This window comes from Enhygromyxa salina, assembly GCF_002994635.1.
In the GTDB taxonomy this organism is placed as follows: Bacteria; Myxococcota_A; Polyangia; order Nannocystales; family Nannocystaceae; genus Plesiocystis; species Plesiocystis salina_B.
On the sequence record NZ_PVNL01000138.1, the window covers coordinates 21,373 to 41,322 of the forward strand.

Genomic DNA, 19,950 nt, shown 5'->3' on the forward strand with positions numbered 1-19,950 from the left:
ACCCTGAACTGAAAAATTGATGGCACGGGCGAGCGGGGTGCTCGCCCGTGACCGAGGGCTGCTACTCGGCGGCCGACAGCGGACCACGGGTCCGATAGCCGGGGTCCTCGACGTTGATCAGCTCGACGTCGAGGCACAGCGCCTGCAGCTCCTTGAGGAGCACGTTGAAAGACTCGGGCACGCCGGGCTGCATGGTGGGCTGGCCCTTGACGATCGACTCGTACATCCGCATGCGCCCGACGACGTCGTCGGACTTCACGGTCAGCAGCTCCTGCAGGGCATACGCGGCGCCGTACGCCTCGAGCGCCCAGACTTCCATCTCGCCGAGGCGCTGACCGCCGAACTGCGCCTTGCCGCCCAGCGGCTGCTGGGTGACGAGCGAGTACGGGCCGATGCTGCGCGCGTGGATCTTGTCGTCGACGAGGTGGTGGAGCTTGAGCATGTACATGATGCCCACGGTCACGTCCTCTTCGAACGCCTCACCGGTACGACCGTCGAACAAGATCGCCTGGCCCGAGGTAGGCAGGCCGGCCTTGGTCAGGAAGCCCTTGACCTCGGTCTCGAACGCGCCGTCGAACACTGGCGTGGCGACGTGCACGCCGCGGCGCAGCTTGTCCGCGAAGCTGATCACGTCGTCGTCGGGCAGCGTGTCGATGAAGCGCACGGCTTCCTCGGTCTCGTAGATCTTCTTGAGCTGGTTGCGGAGCACCTCGGGCGAGAAGTGGGTCTCCATGTAGGCGTTGATCTGGTTGCCCAGCTCACGCGCCGCCCAGCCCAGGTGGACCTCCAAGATCTGCCCCACGTTCATGCGTGACGGCACGCCGAGCGGGTTGAGCACGATGTCGACCGGGGTGCCATCTTCGAGGTAGGGCAGATCCTCGGTCGGGAGGATCCGCGAGATCACGCCCTTGTTGCCGTGGCGACCGGCCATCTTGTCGCCGACCTGCAGCTTGCGCTTGATCGCGACGTAGACCTTGACCATCTTGATGACGCCGGGCGGCAGCTCGTCACCCTTGGTCAGCTTGGCCAGCTTCTCGCGGTAGATGGTCTCGATCTCGTCGAGATCCTTCTCGAGCCGGCGGCCGAGCGCCTCGATGAGCTCGGTGTCCTCGGCCGTGGTCAGCGAGAACTGCGGCCAGTACTTGCGGGGGACCTGGTCGATGTCCTCGAGCGCCAGCACGGCCCCGGCGTCGATCAACACGGCGCCGCCGTCGTCGACGAGCTTGGCCGCGGTGGTCTTGCCGACCAGGATCTCCTTGATCCGGTTGTAGTAGCCAGCGGAGACGATCCCGACGTTGTCGCGATGGTCCATGCTGAGCTTCTCGCGCTCCGCGTCCTCGATCTGCTGGGCGCGGACGTCCTTGTCGACGCCCTTGCGAGCGAACACCCGCGCGTCGATGATGATGCCCGAGACACCAGGTGGCAGGCGCAGCGAGGTGTCGCGCACGTCGCCGGCCTTCTCGCCGAAGATCGCCCGCAGCAGCTTCTCTTCCGGGGACAGCTGGGTCTCGCCCTTGGGCGTGATCTTGCCGACCAGGATGTCGCCTGCGTGGACCTCGGCGCCGATCCGCACGATCCCGGCCTCGTCGAGGTTCTTGAGCGCCTCTTCGCCGACGTTGGGGATGTCGCGGGTGATCTCTTCTTTGCCGAGCTTGGTGTCGCGGGCGACACACTCGAACTCTTCGATGTGGATCGTGGTGTAGACGTCCTCGCGGATCAGCCGCTCGGACACCAGGATCGAGTCCTCGAAGTTGTAGCCCTGCCAGGGCATGAACGCGACGAGCAGGTTCTGGCCGAGCGCGAGCTCGCCCCGCTCGGTCGCGGCGCCGTCGGCGATCACGTCGCCGCGCTTGACCCGGTCGCCGACGTTGACGATCGGCTTTTGGTTGAGCGCGGTGTTCTGGTTGGACCGCCTGAACTTGACCAGGTTGTAGATGTCGGGCTTGGCCCCGAGGATGCCGCGGTCTTCCTCGCCGCGGTTGGCGACCGGCTTGACCACGATGCGGCCGCCGTCGACCTGCTCGACCACGCCATCGCGGACCGAGACCACGGTCGAACCACTGTCGCGCGCGACGTGGGTCTCCATGCCCGTGCCGACCAGCGGCGCGTCCGTGCGCAGGCAGGGCACCGCCTGCCGCTGCATGTTGGAGCCCATCAGCGCCCGGTTGGCGTCGTCGTGCTCCAAGAACGGGATCAGCGAGGCAGCGACCGAGACCAGCTGGTTCGGCGAGACGTCCATGAGCGTGACCTCGGCGGGCGAGACCATCTCGAACTCCTCGTTGTGCCGACACTGGACCATGTCGTTGATGAAGCGGTTGTTGTCGTCCATCGCCGAGTTGGCCTGGGCGATGTAGTGACCCTGCTCCTGCAACGCCGAGTAGTAGGCGACGTCGGTCGTGGCTTGGCCGCCCTCGACGCTGCGGTACGGCGTCTCGATGAAGCCGAACTCGTTGATGCGCGCGTAGGTCGACAGCGACGCGATCAGACCGATGTTTGGACCTTCTGGGGTCTCGATCGGGCAGATTCGGCCGTAGTGGGTGGCGTGGACGTCACGAACCTCGAAGCCAGCGCGCTCGCGGGTCAGACCGCCGGGCCCGAGCGCCGAGAGCCGACGCTTGTGGGTGACCTCGCTGAGCGGGTTGGTCTGATCCATGAACTGCGACAGCTGCGAGCTGGCGAAGTACTCCTTGACCACCGCCGAGACCGGCTTGGCGTTGATCAGATCGGCGGGCATCAGCGCGTCCATCTCCTGGGACATGCTCATGCGCTCCTTGATCGCGCGCTCCATGCGAACCAGACCGATCCGGTACTGGTTCTCCATGAGCTCGCCGACGGCGCGGACCCGGCGGTTGCCGAGGTGATCGATGTCGTCGATCTTGCCGCGACCGTTGCGGAGCTCGATCAGGTAGCGAACCGTCTCGATGATGTCGCGCTTGGTCAGGACCTTGGTCTCGAGATCTTCGTCGATCCCGAACTTGTGGTTGAGCTTGAGCCGACCGACGGTGGACAGGTCGTAGCGATCCGAGCGGAAGAACAGCGACTCGAACAGGTTGCGCGCGGTGTCGAGCGTGGGCGGATCACCCGGGCGCAGGCGCCGGTAGATCTCCATGATCGCGTCCTCCGAAGAGGTCAGCTTGTCGGCGATCAGGGTGTCGCGCAGGAACGGCCCGACGTTGAAGTCATCGATGTAGAGGATCCGCAGCGAGTCGACGCCAGTGTCGCGCAGCGCGGCGAGCAGCTCCTCGGTGATCTCTTCGTTGCAGTTGAGCAGGACCTCGCCGGTGTCCATGTCATAGACATCTTCGGCGGCGACCTTGCCGAGCAGCTCCTCGGGCTCCATCGGGATCTCGGAGATCCCGGCGTTGCGCATCTTCTTGATGTTGGCCTTGTTGAGCTTCTTGCCCTTCTTGACCAGGATCTCGCCGCTCTCGGGGTCGCGGATGTTCTGCGTGGCGCGCTGACCCGAGATCAGGTCGTAGTCGATCTCGCGGGTGATCTGATCGTCCTCTTTGAGGTGGATCAGCTCTTTGTCGTAGTACATGTCGAGCAGCTCGGCGGTGCTGTAGCCGAGCGCCCGCAGCAGCACGGTCCCGTGCAGCTTGCGACGACGATCAATGCGGACGTAGATGAAGTCTTTGTGGTCGAACTCGAAGTCGAGCCAGCTGCCGCGGTAGGGGATCACGCGGGCCGAGAACAGCTTCTTGCCGGACGCGTGGGTCTTGCCGCGGTCGTGGTCGAAGAACACGCCGGGCGAGCGGTGCAGCTGCGAGACGACGACGCGCTCGGTGCCATTGATGATGAAGGTGCCGTGCTCCGTCATCAGCGGGATCTCACCGAAGTAGACCTCCTGCTCCTTGACGTCGCGGATCGACTGGGTGCCCGTGTCGTCGTCGACGTCCCACACGACCAGGCGAACAACCACCTTGATGGGAGCCGCGAAGGTCATGCCGCGCGCGCGGCACTCGTCGACGTCGTACTTGGGCCGATCGAGCGCATAGCTGACGAACTCCAGCGAGGAGGTCTCGCCGAAGTCCTTGATCGGGAACACGCTGGTGAACACGGCCTGAAGGCCCACGACTTCCCGCTCGTCAGAGGGGACATCGGCCTGAAGCAGCTTGTCGTACGAGCGCTTCTGGATGTCGATGAGGTTCGGGACCTCGATGATCTTCTTGAGCTTCCCGAAGTTTTTTCGGACCCTGAAGTTGTTCTGGATTCGCGCCATGCGTGTTCCTCGCTCGTCTGTCGGTCTTAGACCGCCCTAGCGGGTAATTCAGTTGTGGGCGTGGACGATCGACTGCTGAAAATTGATGAGTCGCGGGGCCCCCCATCCACACGGGGAGCCACCGCGACAGCCGGGCTCACTTGAGCTCGACTTCGCCGCCGGCCTCTTCGAGGGCCTTCTTGAGCTCGGCGGCCTCTTCCTTGGACACGGCCTCTTTGACCGCGACCGGAGCGCTCTCGACGAGGGTCTTGGCCTCCTTGAGGCCGAGCCCGCTGATCGCGGCGCGGATCGCCTTGATCACGTTGATCTTCTTGTCGCCGAAGCTCTTGAGCACGACGTCGAACTCGGTCTGCTCCTCGACGGGGCCGGCGTCGGCCGCCGGGCCCGCCATCATGACGGCGCCGCCGGCTGCAGCCTCGACGCCCCACTTGTCCTCGAGCTCTTTGACGAGGTCGGCCATGGCCATGACCGAAAGGTTGCTGAGGAAGTCGATGACCTGTTCGCGGGTGATGTTCTCGGACATTGTCTTGTTCTCTTTCGTAGGAAGCTGAAGTGAGGGACTGGGGAACCGTGGATCACCAGGTGATCAGGCCGCCGCTTCGTCCTTCTTCTTCTTGGCGTTGAGCACACGGAGGAAATCCCGCGGCGCGGCCTGCATGACCTGAACCATGCGGGTTGCCGGGGTCTTGAACAGCATGAGCAGCTTGGCCTTGATCTCGCGCGGGCCGGGCATGTCCGCCAGCTTGCCGGCGGTCTCGCCAGCGAGCATTTGACCCTCGACGACCGCGCCCTTGAGGCGAAGCTTGTCGTTGGCCTTGGCGTACTCCCGAGCGACACGGGCCGGAGCCCCTGGATCGTCGGCGTTGTACGCGAGCCCCGAGACGCCCTTGAGCAGCGGCGTGATGGGCTCGTGATGGGTCCCGGTCACCGCGTAGCGGATGACCGAGTTCTTGAAGACGCGATAGGTGCAGCCAGCCTCACGAAATTTGCCGCGGAGGTCTTCGGACTCCGCAACCGTGAGACGGGAATACTCCACGAGCACGAGGGCCGTGAGGTCCTCGATTTGCCCGCGAAGCGCGGCGGATTGGGCGTGTTTGGTGTCTTTGTGCATTCGGGTCTCCCTGCTCCGCTCTTGGCCGGCCAGCCTCGATGTGGTCCCTCTCGTGGCCGCTCGCCCGGGGGCGAGTTGGTGCGAGAAGAGGCCGGCCGCTGCACCGGTCGCCCCACTTGCGTGGGCTTCCGGCCGCTCTGCCGTTCAAAGTTCCTCTCCCCCACCTCGGCCGGTTGCGAGCTCTGCCCCGGTGTGGGGTCTAGAGCGCCGCGATTGAGGTCCCAAAGGACCGCCGGCTGTCTCGAGCAGGAGTGCCCCCGACGAACGGGTTGCGGGGGCGTGTGGGTTCTATACCGTTGAGTTCACCTTGCGGTGTGTGGCCTCCTGTTAGTCGTCGTTCTTCGGGTCCTGCGTTACTCGGTCACCATCGCCTGGACCTCGTTGGTGTCGAGGCGGATGCCCGGACCCATGGTCGTCGACAGGGTGACGCTCTTGAAATACTTGCCCTTGGCCGTGGACGGCTTGAGCCGCTGCAGCGTGCGCAGCAGCGTGGCCAGGTTCTCGTCGAGCTTGCTCGCGTCGAAGCTGACCTTGCCGATCGGGGCGTGGATGATGCCGGTCTTGTCGGTCCGGAACTCGATGCGGCCAGCCTTGCGCTCGGTGACGGCGTTGGCGACGTCCATCGTGACGGTTCCGACCTTGGGGTTTGGCATCAAGTTGCGCGGACCGAGCACGCGCCCGAGCCGACCGACGAGACCCATCATGTCGGGCGTGGCGATCGCCACGTCGAAGTCGAGCCAGCCGCCCTGGATCTTCTCGACGATGTCGTCGGATCCAACGAAGTCGGCGCCAGCTTCAGTCGCCTGCACCGCGCGGTCGCCCTTGGCGAACACCAGCACCCGGACGCTCTTGCCGGTGCCGTTGGGCAGCGCGACCGACGAGCGGATCATCTGGTCGGCGTGGCGCGGGTTGACCCCGAGCCGGACCGCACAGTCGACGCTCTCGTCGAACTTCACGAAGGAGGTCTCTTTGACCAGCGCGCAGGCGTCGCTGAGGTTGTAGCGTTTGTCGCGGTCGACCTTGGCCAACGCTGCTTTGTATTTCTTGCTCATCTTGCTGTGCTCCCCGGGGTCCTAGCGGACTCGCGTCCTCCCCCGCTCTCGAACTGAGCTCGGCAACTACACCGAGTGGCGGGCGCGGCGGCTGCCGGGCCCAGAACATGGCGAGGAAATCAGTGAACCTCGAGGCCCATCGAGCGCGCCGTGCCCTCGATGCTCTTCATGGCCTGCTCGACCGTGAACGCGTTCATGTCTTGGATCTTGGCTTCGGCGATCCCGCGGATGTCGGCCTGGGTGACCTTGCCGACCTTCTTCTTGTTGGGCTCACCCGAGCCCTTCTCGATGCCGGCGGCCTTGAGCAGCAACACCGCGGCGGGCGGGCTCTTGGTGATGAACGTGAACGAGCGATCCGAGTAGACCGTGATCACCACGGGGGTGACCATGCCCACGTCCTTCTGGGTCTTCGCGTTGAACTGCTTGCAGAAGTCCATGATGTTGACGCCCTTTGCGCCGAGGGCTGGACCGACGGGGGGCGCTGGATTCGCCTGGCCCGCCTTGATCTGCAACTTGATTTGCCCGGTGACCTTCTTCATGAAAAATCCTGATGATCTGAACTGCGTGACGTTGGTGCGGGCGAGCAGCCGTGAACCGGAGTGACACGAGTCGGAGCGACTCGGGCCACGCGCTTCAGCCGGGCTCGACCTCGTTGAAGTCGACCTCGACCCGGGTCGGACGCCCGAAGATCGAGACCGAGAGCTTGATCTTGCGCTTGTCGGTGTTGAGCTCCTCGACCTCGCCGCTGAAGTTGGCGAAGGCGCCGCTCTTGACGCGCACTTGCTGGCCGACGACGTAGTGGACGTCGGGTTGCTCGACGGCGGCCTCTTCCTTGGGCTCCGTGCGGCCGAGCATGCGGTCCATCTCGGACTGCGAGACCGGCTTGGGGGTCTTGCCGCTGCTGAGAAACCCGCTGACCTTCGGGGTGTTCTTGACGAGGTGCCAAGCTTCCTTGGTCAGCGCCATGCGGACGAACAGGTAGCCGGGGAAGAACTTGCGGGTCTGCTTGACCTTGCGCTTGCCGCGTTGCTCGAGCACCTGCTCGGAGGGCACGAGGATCTCTTCGAAGCAGGCCTCCAAGTCGTTGGCCTTGATCCGGTCTTCCAGCGACTTCTTGACCGTGTTCTCATACCCCGAGAAGGTGTTCACGATGAACCACTGCATCGGCTGGACGGTCTGCGCTTCGGTCGACATGGGAGCTCGAGTTGGGCGGGGCGGGGGTCAGGGCGGGACGGAGGCGGCTACAGCGAGTACAGCCAGTCCGTCACGCGCGACCAAAATGCGTCCATCAAAGACAAGATGCACGCACAGATGAGCGTGATGACGATGACCACGATCGTCGCGGCTCGGGTTTCGGCGCGGGTTGGCCAGATGATCTGCGAGACCTCGGTGGCGGTCTCGGCGACAAATTTGAAGTAGCGCTCGCGGGACCAGGCCCAGATCATCAGGGTGATCCCGATGAGCGCGCCGATGCCCTGGGCGTAGTACTCGTTGGGCCGACCGATGTAGAGCGGCCAGTTGGCCCAGCTGAAGCCCCACAGATCCTCGACGAGGTGACCGAACATCCACGCGGCGATGCCGGCGAACACGGCGAACACTGCGTGGGCCCAGCGAGACGGATCAAACTCCCGCGATCCTGAGCCGCCCGTTCCACCTGGCTTGTTTCGTTTGCGCGCCATGCTCGAGTTCACTCCCGCGGCCAGGATGGCACTGGTGTGCCTGGATCTGACTCGTGGTGGTCGGGGTTCAGAGCCCCGGTGGAAGGCCAGATGGCCCTAGAGCCGCGCACGTCCTGATGCCTTGGGGCATGGACGGGGCGGCCTGCTGATGGGAGGTGGGTGATCGGCTGAAGAATCTGTTTGGAGGTAGCAGGGCGTGCAGGGATCGAACCCGCGGCCTGCGGATTTGGAGTCCGCTGCTCTACCAGCTGAGCTAACGCCCTTGAAGAAGAAGAGACACGAGAAGTGAGATCGCCCGCGGAGATCTCGATGCCCGAGGTACCCGGGACCGAAGTCCAGGGCCGCGAGCACCAGAGCCCCGACGTCCGAGCTACTTGGTCTCCTTGTGCTCGGTGTGGCGGCGACAGAAGGCGCAAAACTTCTTGAGCTTCACCTTCTCCGGGGTGGTCCGCTTGTTCTTGGTGGTCGAGTAGTTGCGACGTTTGCACGTCTGGCACTCGAGCGAGAAAATGATTCGGTTGCCAGCTTTGGCCATTTGGAGTCCTCGGCTGAAGGGAGGAGGCTTGTAGCAAGCCCCGTTCCAGCATTCAAGGTGTGGGGATGGTTTTTTGTCAGAGCCGTGGATGGGGCTCGTTGAGCCCCGTTCACGCTGTCTCTGACGATTCTGAGAAAGTAGGTGAAATTTGCGCTGCCGGGTGGTGGCGTTGGCAGCTGGAAGAACGCGGAAGACGTGGCGCTTAGGGCGCCACGTCTATTGTACCCCTTCGCTCGTCTCGGGCTAGACGAGGATCTTGGTGACGACGCCTGCGCCGACGGTGCGGCCGCCCTCGCGGATGGCGAACTTCGAGCCGAGCTCGCACGCGATCGTCTTGCCCAGCTCGACCGTGAACGTCACGTTGTCGCCCGGCATCACCATCTCCGTGCCTTCCGGCAGCGTCACGGCGCCCGTCACGTCAGTCGTGCGGAAGTAGAACTGTGGCCGGTACCCCTTGAAGAACGGCGTGTGGCGACCGCCCTCGTCCTTCTTCAAGATGTACACCGACGCCTCGAAGGTCGTGTGTGGCGTGATCGAGCCCGGCTTCGCCAGGACCTGACCGCGCTCCACGTCCTCACGCTTCACGCCGCGCAGCAGGCAGCCGATGTTGTCCCCTGCCTGACCTTGGTCCAGCAGCTTCCGGAACATCTCCACGCCCGTGCACACGCTCTTTTGCGTCTCCTTCAGGCCGATGATCGCGATCTCCTCGCCGACCTTGACCACGCCGCGCTCGATCCGACCGGTCACGACCGTGCCGCGACCCGAGATCGTGAACACGTCCTCGACCGGCATCAGGAACGGCTTGTCCAGCTCGCGCACCGGCTCCGGAACCCACGAGTCGCAGGCTTCCATCAGGTCGAAGATGCACTTGGCCTCGGGCGCCTCCCACGAGTCCGCGTTCAACGCCTTGAGCGCCGAGCCGCGGATGATCGGGGTGTTGTCACCGTCGTAGTCGTACTTCGACAGCAGCTCCTGGACCTCGACCTCGACGAGCTCGAGCATCTCCTCGTCCTCGTCCTCGAGCTGGTCGACCTTGTTCAGGAACACCACGATCTGCGGGATCCCGACCTGGCGACCGAGCAGGATGTGCTCGCGCGTCTGCGGCATCGGGCCATCCGGCGCCGACACGACCAGGATCGCGCCGTCCATCTGCGCCGCGCCCGTGATCATGTTCTTGATGTAGTCGGCGTGCCCGGGGCAGTCGACGTGCGCGTAGTGCCGCTTCTCCGAGTTGTACTCCACGTGCGCCGTCGAGATCGTGATCCCGCGCTCGCGCTCCTCAGGAGCCTTGTCGATGTTGTCGAAGTCGACCTTCTCGGCCCAACCGCGCGACGCCAGCACCTTCGTGATGGCCGCTGTCAGCGTGGTCTTTCCGTGATCCACGTGACCGATCGTCCCGATGTTCACGTGGGGCTTGTCCCGAACGAACTTTTCCTTCGACATACGCTGATCTCCGATTTTCTTTGAGTTTGGAACCGAGTGAGTGGGGTGGAGCCCTCGAGCGGATTTGAACCGCTGACCTCATCCTTACCAAGGATGCGCTCTACCAACTGAGCTACGAGGGCTTGGGGTTGGCCCAGCCGTGGGCCGGGCACGTTGCGCGAAAAAAGCAGCGGGAGACGAGGGTCGAACTCGCGACATTCAGCTTGGAAGGCTGACGCTCTACCAACTGAGCTACTCCCGCGAGGTGATGGATGGGGAAGGATTCGAACCTTCGAAGCGATAACGCGGCGGATTTACAGTCCGCTCCCTTTGGCCGACTCGGGCACCCATCCAGGAAGATCTGAGAGCTCAGGTAGAGCTGATTTTGCGGCGGTCGCGTGAGCTGACGGAGGGAGTCGAACCCACAACCGCCTGATTACAAATCAGGTGCTCTGCCAGTTGAGCTACGCCAGCGAAGAGGTCGTCGTGGTTGGTCTTGCTCCCGAGTTGAGGCGGACTGAGACTGACGCGGTTCGGCGACGGCAAACGCGCCACCGGCCGGGCAAAGTGGGGCGCTGTATAGCGCCGGTTTTCCCGGGGGTCAAGGCATGCATTAAACCGCCAAACTCGGGCGTACCTGAGCCACAGTCGGGCAGTGCCCGGCTCGGCCCCACACGCGACGGTCTCCAGTTGGGGTCGTGGCCGGACCGCCTCGCTCGTGTTCGTGGTCACGTGGCTGTGGCTGTGGGTGCGGCCGTCGTCGCCGCTGCAGGAGGACACCAGCCGGGATCTCGCGTTCGCCCGGGAGCTGGTCGACGGCACCCAGCTGCACCTGCACGGGGCCTGGGCCAGCTTTGCGGCGCTGCATCAAGGGACGACCTGGATCGATTTTCTGGCCCTGTGCCAGCTCGCGGGCCTGGGGATCTCGGGGATCGAGATCGTGCTGACGACGCTGCTGGCGGCGACGGTCGCGGTCGCGTACCTCGGGTTTGCCCGGCTGCTGCCGGATCGCGCCGATCCGCTGGTCCGGGCGCTCGCGCCGGTCGTCGGCGCGGTCACGGTGCTGGCCGCGCTGCCGATGACCTGTGAGATGCCGCTGCTGTGGCAGCCGATCTTGCTGCCGGTCCCGATCGTGCTCGCGCACCTGTGTCTGTGGCGGCTGCTGCGAGACGGCGCGCTGATCGACGCGCTCGCGCTCGCGGTGCTGTGCAGCTTCGCGCTCGACGTGCACGTCGTCAGCTTGGGCCTGGCGATGTTGGCGGTGGTCGCCGTCCCGCTCGCCAGCGATCGACCGTGGCTCGCGACGCCAGCTTCGCTCGCGCTCGCGCTCGCGACCTTGGCGCTGTGCTCACCCGCTGCGATCACCGGAAACTTTGGGATCCTGCGAGAGCAGGGCTGGCTCGTCCCGATCAGTGTGGTGCTCGCCGCCGCGGCGCTCGTCGGGGCGCTGGTCCGCGGGCGGTTCGCGGCGCTGGGCTGGGAGGCCAGGCTGCGCGTCGCGCTGGGCGGCGAGCTCATGGTCATGGCGAGCATCATCGCGGCCTCGCTGCACCCGGCCACGCCCGCGCTCACCGGTCGCTACTTGCTGCCCTTCGTCCCCGCGGTCGGGTTCGCGGTGGGCCTGGCGGCGAGCCGGACCAACTCGCGCGTGTCGCTGCTGGGCTCGACCGCGCTGGCGCTGGTGTTGGTGGTCGCAAGCCGATCGTGGCTGCGGCCCGACAACGCGCGCGCGCTCCCGATCTACCCGGCGTGGCGGGTCGACGAGTTCGAGCCGGTCGCCGAGCTGCTGCGCGAGCGCGGCCTGACGTGGACCGAGCTGGCCGGGCGACTTCAAGGCCCGAGCCACGCGATGGTGCTGTCGCACTTGTCGTCGCTCGTCGATCCCGGATCGCCGGATCCTGCCCACGCCGAGTCTGGCCTGGTGCTGGTCGCGCTCGACGGCGAGCAGGCCGAGCAGGTGCTGGACGAGCTTCCGCGTGATCCGGAGCTGGTGACCACCCTCGAGCTCGACGACGAGCTGCACGCGGTGCTGCTGCAGACCTCGGCCCGCGCGGATCGGCTGGGCGTCGAGCTGTGCCGCGATGGTCGAGACTGCACTGCCGTCTCGATCGCAACCGACAGCCGGACCCACCAGGCCCACCCCAACACGTGGGTCGGCCGGGCTCCGGGGCACCAGTGGCTGACCGCGGACGGACGTGCGCAGCCCGAGCAGCTGCTGTGGCGGTTCCCAATCAGCCCAGGCCCGCGCGCGGTGCTGCTGCTCAGCACCACGCTCTCGGAGCCGTGCGCGTGGTCGTTCGTGGCCGCGGAGGGGTTCGAGCCCAGCACGCCGCTGCCGAGCCCGCTGCTGCAGCTCGACGAGGACGACAGCGGGTTCGTCTTGGTGTCGCGCCGGCTCGTCGATGATCATGATGATCAGTCGGCGTGCGGCGAGCACGGCCTGTTCCCGCCGTCGATCATCGAGACCGCCCCCGAGTGGGTCCGCCTGCGCGAGCTGCTGACGCCCGCGTGGGCTGTGCATCAACCGTGAGCGCTCAGGCCACCGGGTCGACCCGACAGACCTCGTCGGTGTCGAACGCGGCCTCGTAGTCCACGCCCTCGACCTCGAACCCGCGGGTCCGCGCGTAGTCGGCCATGAACCGACGATAGAGCGCGGGGTCAAAGCTGTCGCCGACCTCGAGCGCCGCGAAGCGGACCGCCAGCGCCGACTGCACCGACTCGCTGAGCTCGCGGTCGTCCATCCGGATCAGGCCCTCCTCGTCGGGCTTGGGCTCGGCGCCCATGAAGTGGGTGTTGAACATGCGGCGCATGCAGGCGAGCGGATCTTCGTGTTGCTCACCCATCACGTCGAGCAGCAGCGCCATGTACAGCGGCACGCCCGGGATCCCGCCGGAGGCCTCGGTCACGACCGCGGGCCCCTCGACCGCGAACGCCTGACCCTCGACGTGACGGTGCAAGACCGACGACAGCGCGCGGGTCGTGAACTCGAGGTCGGCCTTGGCCAGGCCGATCAGCCCCTCGCGGTACAGCGGAGCGTTGAGCGGGCTGCCTCGGTAGGAGATCGTCAGCAGCGTGTGGCCCTCGTCGAGCAGATCCGCCTCGAGCAGGTCCTGCGTCCACTCTTCGACCACGCGCCCGCCCATCACCCAGACGGTTGCGACGGCCTCTTCGGGGCTGCCCTGCTCGAGCGCGAGCTCGAAGATCTGCGGCGGTTGATCACCCTCGGGGGGCCCGAAGGTCTTGATCGCCGCCGGCTTGCCGAGCGGCTTGAGGGTGCTCGACACGGTCTTGCCCGTGCGCGGATCGAGCCCACGCGGGGCCGCCAGCGCCCAGACCAAGCCGGCGAGCTTGCGACCGGGGAACCGCGCGCGGATGTTGTCGATCACCCGGCCCCGGGCGAGCGGATCGAAGGCGTCGGCGCTGAGCGAGACCGCCTCACGCCCGAGCGCTCGCAGCTCGCGCTCGAGCGCCAGGTTGCGGTGCCACGCGGGCGAGCCGATCTTCCGAACCTTGTTGCTGCTCTCCGGGTTGGGCGCCGCGTCAAAGCTGACGTTGATCGTGTCGGCGCCGTGATCGCAGGCCAGCGCGACCCGAGCCGCGCTGCCGAACCCACCGCTGCCGCCGACGATCAGCCACAGGCCGCCCGCCTGGTTCTGGTTGGCAGCGGTCGCGGGACGCTCGAGCGGGTCCGCGAGCGTCCGCGCGACCATCTGCTCGGCGTCTCGCTGGCTCCCGATCGGGTGAAAATTGCCCGGAAAGATGACGTTGCCCGCGGCACGCATGAAGCGGAATTGGAACTTGGGGAGAGCGAGCTTCATCGGGTCGGCTGTACCATGAAACCCGTGGCTCGGCGCCCCAGCAGGATCGGCAACCAGCTCGGCAATCTCGTCGCTGTCGGTGCGCTGTCGTTGCCGCTCGCGGCGGGCGGCTGTGGCGACCCTCACTACAGTGCCGTGCGCTGGCCTGCGCACGGAGACGGCGTCCCGGCCCAGCCGTACAGCGAGTCGGCCGCGACCGGGATCTCGCTGCGGGCGATCGCTATCGAGTGGGAGCCGGACGCCGTCTCGATCGAGCTCGAGATCTCCAACTGGGCCGAAGCTCCGCTCGAGCTCGAGCCCGGCGCGATCTTGCTGGCCTGGGCCGAGCTCGAGTACGCCCCCGAGCCGCCCGGACCCTACGAGCCCGCGCGGCCCGAGATCATCGAGGTCCCGGGAGGCGAGTCCGCGCTCACCGAGCTCCGCTACCACCTGAGCCGCCCGCTCGAGCGCGAGGGCGCCCGCCTGATCGTGCGAGCCTCGAGCCGCGGAGGGGTCGCGATCGTCGACCTCCCGCAGCTCGAGATACCCGGCGCTCACTGACCGTTGTCAGCCGTCACTCGCGGCGTCGACGAGGACGACGCAGCGCCATCACGAACAGCGGCAGGGCCAGCAGCGGCGGCAACAGGCGCAGGACCTCGAGCGTGAAGCTCATCCACGCGGCCTCGCTGGTGTCGGTGGGCTCGAGCTCGTGGACGATCGTCGTGGGTCCGTACCTGGTCGGCTCGGGCTGCGGCTCGCACGAGCTGTCCGGCTTGTCGAGCTGCTCACCCGCGAGCACGCCCGCCTGCCAGACCATGTCGAGGAACTGGTGCCGATAACAATGGGCGTCGGCACCGAGTGAACCCTGCGCGAGCCGGAGAATGTCGACGTAGCTGGCCTCGCTCGGGGTCCCGCGCAGCGCCTCGGCGAAGGCCGCGACCGCGGCCGAGAACCGATAGTCCGTCGACGTCTGCGCCATGCCCAGCCCGGCGTCGCTGACCTGGGTGGTGAGCTTGCGACTGTGGTCCTCGTCGGGCTGCTTGTAGCGGAGGTTGAGGGTCATCAGCGGCCCCGAGTCGTGGTCTGGTGTCGGCACGACCTCGTAGATCGCCGTGACCGTGTGCCCGGCCCCGATCTCGCCCGCGTCCTTGCTGTCGTCGTCGAAGTCGCGATGCGCCAGCACCCGATTCTCGTAGCCGACCAGGCGGTGCTCGGCGATCTGCTCGGGGTCGAACTCGACCTGGATCTTCACGTCCTTGGCGATCGTGTGCAGCAGCGCGGCGGACTCGTCGACCAGGACCTTGCGGGCCTCGGCCATGCCGTCGATGTACGCGTAGTTCCCGTTCCCCTTGTCCGCGATCTGCTCCATCATGTGATCGTTGAAATTACCGGTGCCGACGCCGAGCACCGACAAGAACACGCCCGACTCGCGCTTGCGCTCGACCAGGCGGACCAGCTCGTCGTGATCGCTGAGACCGACGTTGAAGTCGCCGTCGCTGGCTAGGATCACCCGATTGATCCCGCCCGCGATGAACGTCTGCTCGGCCAGCTGGTAGGCCAGCTCGATGCCCTCGGCGCCGTTGGTCCCGCCGCCGCTGGTCAGGCGATCGAGGGCCGCGAGGATCGTCGTGTTGTCGGCGCCCGAGGTCGGTGGCAGCACCGCCCCGGCTGCGCCCGCGTAGACCACGATCGACACCCGATCGTCGGGGCCGAGCGTCTCGGTCAGCGACGCCAGCCCGTGCTTGATCAGCGGCAGCTTGTCGTCGTCCTGCATCGAGCCCGAGACATCGATCAGGAACACCAGGTTGCGAGCTGGCACCTGCTCGACCGCAGGCACGTGGCCCTGAATGCCGACGTGGATCAGCCGGTGCGTCGGGCTCCACGGGCTCGGCCCGACCTCGGTGGTGACGGAGAAGGGCGCGCCGTCGCCCGAGGGCATCGGGTAGTCGTAGTCGAAGTAGTTGATTAACTCCTCGGTCCGCACGGCCGCGGGCGGCGGCAGCTGGGCGCTGTCGAGCAAGTAGCGGCGGGTGTTGGCGTAGCTCGCGGTGTCGACGTCGATCGAGAAGGTCGACTTGGCCTCGTTCGCCGTCAGGACAAACACGTTGGTTGGCAGCGCGGCGTAGCGCTCGCTGGCGGCGTCGCGCTCATGATACCCAGGCCCGCCACCGCCACCGCCACCGCCCGTGCCTACCAGGCCGAGCCCGCCCACACCGTACGCCTCGCCGACCTCGGTGCCGGTCAGGCCGCCCCACACGTCCTCCGCGTCATCGCCGACCGCGAACGCGCCCCCGTGGGGCGAAACCAGAAAATGGCCCGCGCCCGACTCCATCACACCCAAGATCCCAGCGCTGTCGGCGGCCGCGTCTGGATCGAAGTTGCGGGCCATCTGCGGGACCACGTTCTGGGGGCCCTTCATCGCGTAGAGACCCGAGGACGACTTGGACTTCGGCGCGCCCATCTTGCCTTCTTCGCCCTTGTGGACGCTGACGTGGCCGACCATCACCAAGTGATCGGCGGGCTCGAGCTCGGGCGGAGGCTCGACCTCGGCGGTGGCCTCGGCCCGCTTGGCCGCGAAGCCCTGGTACTCCGCCGCGAGCCGGGGGCCATTGAGCACGACCCCGAGCGCGAGCAGGGACAAGCTAGAGATCAGCAGCGCGGGGCGACGCCACCCTGGCGGCGACGGGGTCAACGAAACATCGGAGGAGTCGAGGTTGGGATCGGCCATCGCCGGCACACGACGCGACCACCCGAAGAAGGTTCCCGACCGCCTCGCAGGACCACATTCCTAAGCAAGGCCCGCAACTCGCAAGACATCTTTGCGCAGCTTGCCCAGCGCGGCGCGGCTCTCGGCGTAGACGACGTCCATGACCTGCTCGAGCGGGTCATCCTCAGCCCACGCGTCCGCGAGCACGTCGCGCGGCAGCTGACGACGCAGCATCTTGTAGACGTGGGCCGCGAGATAGAGATCGTCGAGCAGGCCATAGGGACCGAGCTCGGCCTCGGGCAGCACGTCGTCGGGCACCACGAAGTAGGCGAGCACGCAGGCCACGTGGACCCGCGCGTTGCCGGACACCCGCGGGTCGATCAGCAGGCGCGCATAGAAGTCGAACACGTCGCCGGCCCGCAGGATCGCGTCTTGGTGCGCCCCCGCGTAGCCGTGGACGAAGCGGCGAATCTCCGCACGAAAGTCGGGCGCTTCAAAGCTCATCCTGAACCCCTACCTCTCCAGCAAGACATGGCCCCACAGGCGCACGGCACCTCGCCGGACGTCAGTATACCGGGAGTCGAATCATTTGGGGTCGACGGTCGTTGGACGGGGCGGATGCCTGCGAGTCGTCGTCAGTTCATCTCGTTGTTGGTCGGGCTGCCACTCGGGGCCGCGTGTGGTCGGCACCACGAGGCACCTGCCCTGGCCGACGAACAGCATTCGAGCCCCAAACCAAGCGGCTCCGCGCCCGCGCCAGCCAGCCACGGCCCCGGGGACCTCGGTGGGCTGAGCCCCCCCCTCGCGGCGCACATCCGGTACCTACATGAGCGCTTCGAGCCGCGCGGCTGGACGGTCGTGGCCGAGCCCCCGTTCGCGGTCGTGGGTGACGGCACCCGCCTGCAGGTCAGGGGCCACGCGATGACGACGATCCGCTGGGCGGTCACGCACCTGCAGGCCGCCTACTTCGAGCGCCCGCCCGCCGAGATCATCACGATCTACCTGTTCGAGACCGGCGACAGCTACGAACGACACGCGCGCGAGCTGTTCGGGGATCCGCCCGACACCCCCTACGGCTACTACTCACCGAGCGATCGCGCGCTGGTCATGAACATCGGCACTGGCGGCGGCACGCTGGTCCACGAGATCGTCCACCCCTATATGGCCAGCAATTTCCCGGACTGCCCGTCGTGGTTCGACGAGGGCCTGGCCTCGCTCTACGAGCAGTCGGCGGAGATCGACGGCACGATCATGGGGCTGACCAACTGGCGTCTCCCGGGCCTTCAAGACGCCCTGCGTGCCAGCCAGGTCCCGTCGTTTCGCGAGCTGTGCGCGAGCGGTCGCGGGTTTTACACGGCCGATCCGGGCAGCAACTACGCCCAGGCCCGCTACCTTTGCTACTGGCTGCAACAGCACGGGCTGCTGCGTCGGTTCTACCAGGACTTTCGCGCGTCGGTCGCACGCGATCCGCACGGCTACGACACGCTGGTCGCCCTGGTCGGGCCCGACATGGACGCGTTCCGCAGCGGCTGGGAGCAGTTCGTGCTCGAGCTCCGGGTCGGCTAGTCCGGGTCGGCTAGTTCAGTTCGGATAATTCGATCGGCCGACCGCCAACGTTCTAAACTGGACGTCGATGCTCGGTGTCGACGTTGAGATTCCCGGGTCGGGCGCGATCATGCCTGGCTACGCCGCGCTGCCCGAGGGAGCCACCCGCGGCGTAGTGGTGATCCACGAGATCTTCGGTCGCCAGCCCGAGATCGATCGCGTGGTCGAGCGCTTCGCCGCGGCCGGCTACGCCGCGGTCGGGCCCGACCTGTTTCACGACGGCTCGCGGCTCGGCTGCATCCGCCGCGCGCTGTCGACGATCTCCTCGGGCGAGGGCCCGACCGCCGAGCGGATCTTGCAGGCGCAGCGCTGGCTGATCGATCACGCCAAGCTCGACGAGGCGCACGTCGGCGTGATCGGCTTTTGCATCGGCGGCGGGCTCGCGCTCGCGGTCGGGCGCCAGTTCTCTGCGGTCTCGACCAACTACGGCGATCTCCCGCCCGCGCAGGTGCTGCGCGGGAGCCCGCCGGTCATCGGCTGCTACGGCGGCCGCGATCGACTGTTTGCCCGCAACGCCGACCGTCTGCGCGAGCGCATGGACTCGCTCGGTCAGCAGGCCGAGGTCCACGTGTTCCCCACGGCCGGGCACTCGTTCCTGACCGACGGCCACCACCCGATCGCGACAGCGGCGTCGTGGCCACTGTTTCACATCCGCTGGGACCCGGAGGTCGCCGAGGACGCGTGGACGAAGATCCTCGCGTTCTTCGATCAGGCGCTCTGAACCGGTGAACGACTGCGCAGGGCCAAGCGCTCGGCCGCGCACTGCAACAAATCCGCAGTCGCGGCCGGTCCCGGCGGATGTGCCAAAAACTCGGACGATCTGCCCCGCACCTGCAGCATCGCCGCCGTGGCCGAAGTAAAGAGCTCGACCAAACGCAAGAAGACCACCGCGGCCAAGCGCGCCAGCCTGCCCGCGAGCCGGCCAGCCCGGGTCCAGGCCGCCGAGCCGCCGAGCCCGGCTGCCGCCCCACCGGTGCATGGCAGCGAGTGGTGGCGCTCGCCCGACGGTCGCGCGCGCCTGCTGCAAGGTGACAGCCTCGAGCTGCTGGCCCAGCTGCCCGAGCAGAGCGTCGACGTGATCTTCGCCGATCCGCCCTACTTCTTGAGCAACGGCGGCAGCACCTGCCAGGCCGGCAAGCGCGTGAGCGTGAACAAGGGCAGGTGGGACGCGAGCATGGGCGCGCAGGACAACCATGGCTTCAACCGAAGCTGGCTCGAGGCGTGTCAGCGGCTCCTGACCAAGGACGGCACGATCTGGGTATCGGGCACGTCGCACGTGATCTACTCGGTCGGCTTTGCGCTGCAGGAGCTCGGCTTCAAGCTGCTCAACGACGTGGTCTGGGAGAAGCCCAACCCGCCGCCCAACCTGTCGTGCCGCTACTTCACGCACAGCACCGAGCTGGTCCTGTGGGCGGCGCGCGGGCCCAAGAGCAAGCACCACTACAACTACGCCGAGATGAAGTCGCGCAACGGCGACAAGCAGATGAAGAACGTCTGGCGGTTCTCGGCGCCCGGCAAGTCGGAGAAGTCCCACGGCCGACACCCGACCCAAAAGCCGCTGACGCTGCTCGATCGGGTGTTGGTCGCCAGCTGCCCGCCGAGCGGCCGCGTGCTCGACCCCTTCAACGGCAGCGGAACCACAGGCGTGGCCGCGGCCCGGCTGGGGCTGTCGTACACGGGCATCGAGCGGGAGACCGAGTACCTCGAGCTGACCAAGGCGCGGCTCATCGACGAGGTCCCCGAGTGGCAGGCCCGCCCCCCGATCGCCGCGGTCGGGTGAGCGCGGGGCCCGGCCCAGTCGTCGCCGCGGTCGGGGGAGC

General features: G+C 66.8%; 17 protein-coding genes and 5 tRNA genes. 5 read left to right on the plus strand and 17 right to left on the minus strand.

Going from position 1 to position 19,950, the window contains the following annotated elements:
* Nucleotides 1-61: 61 nt before the first annotated feature.
* The 14 genes from rpoB to ENSA7_RS37145 all read right to left on the minus strand — a co-directional run bounded on the left by rpoB (nt 62) and on the right by ENSA7_RS37145 (nt 10,495).
* Entirely contained in the window at nt 62-4,222 is a 4,161-nt protein-coding gene (gene rpoB, locus ENSA7_RS37080; RefSeq protein ID WP_106094158.1) for a DNA-directed RNA polymerase subunit beta, read from the minus strand.
* Nucleotides 4,223-4,358: 136 nt separating this feature from the next.
* A complete protein-coding gene (gene rplL, locus ENSA7_RS37085) occupies nt 4,359-4,745 on the minus strand; it encodes a 50S ribosomal protein L7/L12 (RefSeq protein ID WP_052551062.1) in 387 nt (128 codons plus the stop codon).
* A gap of 63 nt (nt 4,746-4,808) precedes the next feature.
* A complete protein-coding gene (rplJ, locus tag ENSA7_RS37090) occupies nt 4,809-5,333 on the minus strand; it encodes a 50S ribosomal protein L10 (protein ID WP_106094159.1) in 525 nt (174 codons plus the stop codon).
* A 353-nt stretch (nt 5,334-5,686) separates the two neighbouring features.
* Entirely contained in the window at nt 5,687-6,385 is a 699-nt protein-coding gene (gene rplA / locus ENSA7_RS37095; protein ID WP_106094160.1) for a 50S ribosomal protein L1, read from the minus strand.
* A gap of 119 nt (nt 6,386-6,504) precedes the next feature.
* Nucleotides 6,505-6,924, minus strand: a complete 420-nt coding sequence (gene rplK, locus ENSA7_RS37100) for a 50S ribosomal protein L11 (protein WP_106094161.1) — start codon at nt 6,922-6,924, stop codon at nt 6,505-6,507.
* A 94-nt stretch (nt 6,925-7,018) separates the two neighbouring features.
* On the minus strand, nt 7,019-7,579 hold the full coding sequence (gene nusG, locus ENSA7_RS37105) for a transcription termination/antitermination protein NusG (protein WP_106094162.1): 561 nt from the start codon (nt 7,577-7,579) through the stop codon (nt 7,019-7,021).
* Nucleotides 7,580-7,626: 47 nt separating this feature from the next.
* Complete coding sequence (gene secE / locus ENSA7_RS37110) at nt 7,627-8,064, minus strand: preprotein translocase subunit SecE (protein WP_106094163.1); 438 nt, start codon at nt 8,062-8,064, stop codon at nt 7,627-7,629.
* Nucleotides 8,065-8,254: 190 nt separating this feature from the next.
* Nucleotides 8,255-8,327: transfer RNA gene (locus tag ENSA7_RS37115), tRNA-Trp, on the minus strand.
* Nucleotides 8,328-8,434: 107 nt separating this feature from the next.
* Entirely contained in the window at nt 8,435-8,599 is a 165-nt protein-coding gene (rpmG, locus tag ENSA7_RS37120) for a 50S ribosomal protein L33 (RefSeq protein WP_052551052.1), read from the minus strand.
* A 243-nt stretch (nt 8,600-8,842) separates the two neighbouring features.
* Entirely contained in the window at nt 8,843-10,042 is a 1,200-nt protein-coding gene (gene tuf / locus ENSA7_RS37125) for an elongation factor Tu (RefSeq protein ID WP_106094152.1), read from the minus strand.
* Between the two features lie 46 nt (nt 10,043-10,088).
* Nucleotides 10,089-10,164: transfer RNA gene (locus ENSA7_RS37130), tRNA-Thr, on the minus strand.
* A 46-nt stretch (nt 10,165-10,210) separates the two neighbouring features.
* Nucleotides 10,211-10,283 (minus strand) — tRNA-Gly (locus ENSA7_RS37135).
* 7 nt (nt 10,284-10,290) lie between these two features.
* A tRNA-Tyr gene (locus ENSA7_RS37140) sits at nt 10,291-10,374 on the minus strand.
* Nucleotides 10,375-10,422: 48 nt separating this feature from the next.
* Nucleotides 10,423-10,495 (minus strand) — tRNA-Thr (locus ENSA7_RS37145).
* 181 nt (nt 10,496-10,676) lie between these two features.
* Here ENSA7_RS37145 and ENSA7_RS37150 point away from each other — a divergent pair.
* Entirely contained in the window at nt 10,677-12,551 is a 1,875-nt protein-coding gene (locus ENSA7_RS37150) for a hypothetical protein (protein ID WP_146158576.1), read from the plus strand.
* Nucleotides 12,552-12,555: 4 nt separating this feature from the next.
* Here ENSA7_RS37150 and ENSA7_RS37155 read toward each other — a convergent pair whose 3' ends face one another.
* On the minus strand, nt 12,556-13,839 hold the full coding sequence (locus ENSA7_RS37155; protein WP_106094165.1) for a hypothetical protein: 1,284 nt from the start codon (nt 13,837-13,839) through the stop codon (nt 12,556-12,558).
* 24 nt (nt 13,840-13,863) lie between these two features.
* Between ENSA7_RS37155 and ENSA7_RS37160 the strand changes: the two genes are divergently transcribed.
* The gene (locus ENSA7_RS37160) at nt 13,864-14,379 is read left to right on the plus strand and encodes a hypothetical protein (protein ID WP_106094166.1); all 516 of its coding nucleotides are present in this window, start codon (nt 13,864-13,866) and stop codon (nt 14,377-14,379) included.
* 13 nt (nt 14,380-14,392) lie between these two features.
* On the opposite strand, the gene ENSA7_RS37165 is transcribed toward ENSA7_RS37160, so the two are convergent.
* Nucleotides 14,393-16,546 (minus strand): vWA domain-containing protein, encoded by a 2,154-nt coding sequence (locus ENSA7_RS37165; protein ID WP_106094167.1) that lies wholly within the window; start codon nt 16,544-16,546, stop codon nt 14,393-14,395.
* 60 nt (nt 16,547-16,606) lie between these two features.
* Entirely contained in the window at nt 16,607-17,029 is a 423-nt protein-coding gene (locus ENSA7_RS37170; RefSeq protein WP_106094168.1) for a YkvA family protein, read from the minus strand.
* 114 nt (nt 17,030-17,143) lie between these two features.
* Here ENSA7_RS37170 and ENSA7_RS37175 point away from each other — a divergent pair, with 114 nt between their 5' ends.
* The 3 genes from ENSA7_RS37175 to ENSA7_RS37185 all read left to right on the plus strand — a co-directional run bounded on the left by ENSA7_RS37175 (nt 17,144) and on the right by ENSA7_RS37185 (nt 19,910).
* Nucleotides 17,144-18,091 carry a gluzincin family metallopeptidase gene (locus ENSA7_RS37175; RefSeq protein WP_106094169.1) on the plus strand — a complete coding sequence of 316 codons (948 nt, stop codon included), beginning with the start codon at nt 17,144-17,146 and terminating at the stop codon, nt 18,089-18,091.
* Nucleotides 18,092-18,158: 67 nt separating this feature from the next.
* On the plus strand, nt 18,159-18,851 hold the full coding sequence (locus tag ENSA7_RS37180) for a dienelactone hydrolase family protein (protein WP_106094170.1): 693 nt from the start codon (nt 18,159-18,161) through the stop codon (nt 18,849-18,851).
* A gap of 252 nt (nt 18,852-19,103) precedes the next feature.
* The gene (locus ENSA7_RS37185) at nt 19,104-19,910 is read left to right on the plus strand and encodes a DNA-methyltransferase (RefSeq protein ID WP_106094330.1); all 807 of its coding nucleotides are present in this window, start codon (nt 19,104-19,106) and stop codon (nt 19,908-19,910) included.
* Nucleotides 19,911-19,950 lie beyond the last annotated feature (40 nt).

What these genes read in the sequence shown, in the direction of transcription:
- rpoB (WP_106094158.1), bottom strand. Translation starts at nt 4,222, where the DNA reads ATGGCGCGAATCCAGAACAACTTCAGGGTCCGAAAAAACTTCGGGAAG.
- rplL (WP_052551062.1), bottom strand. Translation starts at nt 4,745, where the DNA reads ATGTCCGAGAACATCACCCGCGAACAGGTCATCGACTTCCTCAGCAAC.
- rplJ (WP_106094159.1), bottom strand. Translation starts at nt 5,333, where the DNA reads ATGCACAAAGACACCAAACACGCCCAATCCGCCGCGCTTCGCGGGCAA.
- rplA (WP_106094160.1), bottom strand. Translation starts at nt 6,385, where the DNA reads ATGAGCAAGAAATACAAAGCAGCGTTGGCCAAGGTCGACCGCGACAAA.
- rplK (WP_106094161.1), bottom strand. Translation starts at nt 6,924, where the DNA reads ATGAAGAAGGTCACCGGGCAAATCAAGTTGCAGATCAAGGCGGGCCAG.
- nusG (WP_106094162.1), bottom strand. Translation starts at nt 7,579, where the DNA reads ATGTCGACCGAAGCGCAGACCGTCCAGCCGATGCAGTGGTTCATCGTG.
- secE (WP_106094163.1), bottom strand. Translation starts at nt 8,064, where the DNA reads ATGGCGCGCAAACGAAACAAGCCAGGTGGAACGGGCGGCTCAGGATCG.
- rpmG (WP_052551052.1), bottom strand. Translation starts at nt 8,599, where the DNA reads ATGGCCAAAGCTGGCAACCGAATCATTTTCTCGCTCGAGTGCCAGACG.
- tuf (WP_106094152.1), bottom strand. Translation starts at nt 10,042, where the DNA reads ATGTCGAAGGAAAAGTTCGTTCGGGACAAGCCCCACGTGAACATCGGG.
- ENSA7_RS37155 (WP_106094165.1), bottom strand. Translation starts at nt 13,839, where the DNA reads ATGAAGCTCGCTCTCCCCAAGTTCCAATTCCGCTTCATGCGTGCCGCG.
- ENSA7_RS37165 (WP_106094167.1), bottom strand. Translation starts at nt 16,546, where the DNA reads ATGGCCGATCCCAACCTCGACTCCTCCGATGTTTCGTTGACCCCGTCG.
- ENSA7_RS37170 (WP_106094168.1), bottom strand. Translation starts at nt 17,029, where the DNA reads ATGAGCTTTGAAGCGCCCGACTTTCGTGCGGAGATTCGCCGCTTCGTC.
- ENSA7_RS37175 (WP_106094169.1), top strand. Translation starts at nt 17,144, where the DNA reads ATGCCTGCGAGTCGTCGTCAGTTCATCTCGTTGTTGGTCGGGCTGCCA.
- ENSA7_RS37180 (WP_106094170.1), top strand. Translation starts at nt 18,159, where the DNA reads ATGCTCGGTGTCGACGTTGAGATTCCCGGGTCGGGCGCGATCATGCCT.